Source organism: Pseudorhodobacter sp. (genome assembly GCF_030452865.1).
Lineage (GTDB): Bacteria > Pseudomonadota > Alphaproteobacteria > Rhodobacterales > Rhodobacteraceae > Pseudorhodobacter.
Genome location: NZ_JAKDLJ010000410.1, coordinates 1 through 3,128 on the forward strand (window position 1 = coordinate 1; position 3,128 = coordinate 3,128).

At 57.0% G+C, this 3,128-nt stretch carries 4 protein-coding genes; all 4 read right to left on the minus strand.

The window, feature by feature from the left end; genetic code table 11:
- Positions 1-559 (minus strand): ATP-binding cassette domain-containing protein (locus tag L0H65_RS17205; RefSeq protein WP_301460452.1); only part of this gene is annotated, 559 nt, incomplete at its 3' end.
- The gene (locus L0H65_RS17210; protein ID WP_301460453.1) at positions 556-1,554 is read right to left on the minus strand and encodes an ABC transporter ATP-binding protein; all 999 of its coding nucleotides are present in this window, start codon (positions 1,552-1,554) and stop codon (positions 556-558) included. The genes L0H65_RS17210 and L0H65_RS17205, both read right to left, overlap by 4 nt.
- A complete protein-coding gene (locus tag L0H65_RS17215) occupies positions 1,551-2,738 on the minus strand; it encodes an ABC transporter permease (protein ID WP_301460454.1) in 1,188 nt (395 codons plus the stop codon). Before L0H65_RS17215 ends, L0H65_RS17210 begins: the two co-directional genes overlap by 4 nt.
- Positions 2,739-2,741: 3 nt before the next feature.
- Positions 2,742-3,128 (minus strand): ABC transporter permease subunit (locus tag L0H65_RS17220; RefSeq protein ID WP_301460455.1); only part of this gene is annotated, 387 nt, incomplete at its 5' end.

The window sequence follows — 3,128 nt, forward strand, 5'->3', positions numbered from 1 at the left end:
CGGATTCGTCCGCAACAATGAACTGTGGCTTTGACACCAACGCACGCGCAATGGAAATCCGTTGTCGCTGCCCCCCTGAAAAGGCGTGCGGAAACCGGCGCAGGTGTTCAAGGTTCAGACGGCATTTTGCAGCAATTTCGCGCACACGGGCATCGGTTTCCTCGCGCGAATGCGTCAGGCCCATCACCTCCAACGGCTCCGCGATGATGTCGCGAACGGTCATGCGGGGCGACAGGGCGGCATAAGGGTCCTGGAAGATAAGCTGCGCCCGCTTGCGATAGTCTTTGAGCGCCGGCCCTTTCAAGCTGCCAAGGTCATATTCCACCTCATCATCGCAATAGCTGGCATGGCCCGCGGTGATCGGAACTGCCTTCAAAAAAGCCCTCCCCAGCGTGGTCTTGCCAGAGCCGGACTCCCCCACCAAACCAAAGAACGACCCGCGTTTGATATCCAGCGTCACGTTGTCGACGGCCTTCAGGGTCAGCTTGTTCAGAAAGCCGGAACCGATCTTGAAGGTCACCGAAAGACCGCTCGCCGAAATCAGGGGTTTGTCGGTCATGTCGCAACCTCGGGCTGGTAAAGATGGCAGGCGACGCTGTGATCTTCGGTCACCATTTCCGCCACAGGCAGAACTGTCTTGCAAATATCACCGATGAATTGCGGGCAGCGCGTGTGGAACACACAGCCCGGTGGCCGCTCCAACGGCGACGGAATATCGCCTGCCACCGGGGTCAGCGGCGCGTCCAGATCGTCGAGTTTCGGCAAAGCCGCCAACAGCCCTTGTGTATAGGGATGTTTGGCGTTGCGGATCACATCGCGCACCGGGCCTTCTTCGATCAGTTTGCCCAGATACATCACCGACACCTTGTCGGCGGTTTGGGCGATCACGCCAAGGTCATGGGTGATGAAGATGATGCCCATGTGAAATTCGGCCACAAGGTCTTTCATCAGGTCGATCACCTGCGCCTGAATCGTTACGTCCAACGCAGTTGTCGGCTCATCGGCGATCAGCAGGCTTGGCTTCGTCGAAAGCGCCATCGCGATCATCGCGCGCTGGCGCATCCCGCCCGAAAGTTCAAACGCATATTGGTCGAACCGTTTCGACGGGTCCGAAATGCCCACCCGATCCAACATCTCGATTGAGATTTCCTTGGCCCGCGCCTTGTTTATCCCGCCATGGATTTGCAACTGCTCCACCATCTGGTTGCCAATGGTGATCGCCGGGGCAAAACTCGCCATCGGTTCCTGAAAGATCATCGAAATCGCACCACCCCGGACGATTTTCATCTCCTTGGCCTTGCGCAACGACAGCACATCCACCGGCCCGTTTTCCGTATGAAGGATGATCTTGCTTTCCGGCGTGTAGACCGCGTTCTTGGCGTTCAAATGCATCAGCGCCTTGGCCGTCACCGATTTGCCGGAACCCGATTCGCCCACCAGCCCCATCACCTCACCCTTTTTGATGCTGAAACTCACATCATCAACGGCAGTGATCAGCCCCTCATCGGTGCGGAACTTCAACGTCAGGTTCTTGACTTCAATCAGGGCGGTCATTTCTTGCTATCCGAATAAGGGTCCGCCGCGTCGCGCAAGCCGTCACCGACGAAAACAAAGGCGAGAACGAGCGCGATGAAAAACAGAACCGGGATAAAATACCACTGATAGTTCAGCAAGACATCGGCCTTGGAGACGTTCTGCATCATCGAGCCGAGCGAGTTCACCGGGTCTTTCAGCCCCAATCCAATGAAGGACAGCGCGGTTTCCGACCGCACCATATAAGGGAACGAGATCATCAGATCGACGATGATGTAGCTGGTGAACGACGGCAGCAAATGCCTGCGGATGATATGAGAAGACGACGCGCCACAAAGCTCCGCCGCCAGCACATATTCCTGCGTTCGTTCGGTCAAAAGGTGGGTTCGGATACGCCGCGCCAGCGTTGGCCAACCGACCAGGCCGAGGATGATCGAGATAAAGAAAAAGCGCGTTTCCGATGACCATTCGGGGGGCAAAAACGCCGCCAGCGCCATGAACAGCGGAATTTGCGGCACGGTTCGGATCGCATCGGTGATCATTTGCAGAACGGAATCAATCCAGCCGCCGAAATATCCCGCCACCCCGCCAATCGCCAGCGCCAGAATGAAAGAGATCAAAACACCGAGCGTCCCAACCGCCAGCGATGTCCAGATCGCGTGCAGGGTGCGGGCAAAGATATCCTTGCCACTTTCATTGGTGCCAAAGAGGTGAATTTTTCCACCCTCCACCCCGAACAAGTGGATGTTGGACCGTATCAACGCCACGTCGATCCGGTGGCCAAAGACGGTGGTATCAATCCCGAAAATCGTATAGTCCCAGTCGCGCACGAAGAAGTGCATATAAAGACGATGTTCCCGGTTTTGCGTGACCACCCAACGGAAATAGGTCTTCATAGAGCGCTCGCGCTCTGTCGCATAGATGAACGGGCGCCATGAGAAGCCGTTTTCATCCCACATTCTCGGCAGTTCCGGCGCGCCGTTTTCATATTCGGTATCACGGCCGGCAATCGTAGGATCATAGGGCGACAGGAAGGACGCGAATAACCCCATCAGAATCATCAGGATCAATGCCCAGCCTGCGATCATCGCCGTTCGGTTCGACTTGAAGCGCGCAAAGATAAGCTGGCCTTGCGAAGCAGTAAAATAGGCTTCCTTCGCCTTTTGGTCGATACCGGATGCGGTTGCGGTCTTGCGCCAGAACATATGCTATCCCATAAGCCCGCGGCGCACGCGCGGGTCAATCAGGGCCAGCAGGATATCGGTCACAAAGTTCAACGCGACGATGCTGGCGGTGAGAAGGAAGATGATGGCCCCGGCAAGCTGCTGATCGTTAGACCGCGCCAGACTGTCAAACAGCAGCGCCCCGGCTTCGGTCAGCGTCAGGATCAGCGCCACAATGGGCAATTCGTTGAAAATCCGGTTGAGATCGAAGCCAAGTGAGTTGATCACCGGCCCCATCGAGTGCTTCGCCGGATAGCGCCACAACAGACGCGCACCCGAAACCCCGCGCGCCGAAGCCGCGGTGACGTAGAGTTTGCCGATTTCGTCCAGCATCAGCGCCCGCACGGTTTGCAGCGCGAAAGCAGTGGCGGA

Excerpts from the sequence above, each read along its gene's own strand:
- L0H65_RS17210 (WP_301460453.1), bottom strand. The coding sequence starts at position 1,554 with ATGACCGCCCTGATTGAAGTCAAGAACCTGACGTTGAAGTTCCGCACC.
- L0H65_RS17215 (WP_301460454.1), bottom strand. The coding sequence starts at position 2,738 with ATGTTCTGGCGCAAGACCGCAACCGCATCCGGTATCGACCAAAAGGCG.